Below are 265 nucleotides of genomic sequence, written 5' to 3'. Positions count from 1 at the left end.
TAGGTTGCTTGGGCGTCAGCCGCCGCGGTAAAACGTAGGTCACAAGCGTTGTCCGGAATTACTGGGTGTAAAGGGAGCGCAGGCGGGAGAACAAGTTGGAAGTGAAATCCATGGGCTCAACCCATGAACTGCTTTCAAAACTGTTTTTCTTGAGTAGTGCAGAGGTAGGCGGAATTCCCGGTGTAGCGGTGGAATGCGTAGATATCGGGAGGAACACCAGTGGCGAAGGCGGCCTACTGGGCACCAACTGACGCTGAGGCTCGAA

General features: G+C 54.7%; 1 rRNA gene. It reads left to right on the top strand.

The window, feature by feature from the left end:
* Window positions 1-265: ribosomal RNA gene (locus NG918_RS16755) — 16S ribosomal RNA — on the top strand; the annotation flags it as partial.

Origin of the sequence: Clostridium sp. ZBS2 (assembly GCF_023845855.1) — a bacterium.
GTDB lineage: Bacteria > Bacillota > Clostridia > Clostridiales > Clostridiaceae > Clostridium > Clostridium aquiflavi.
The sequence above is the reverse complement of the archived record's forward strand: the minus strand, read 5'-3'. Positions and strand labels throughout refer to the sequence as shown.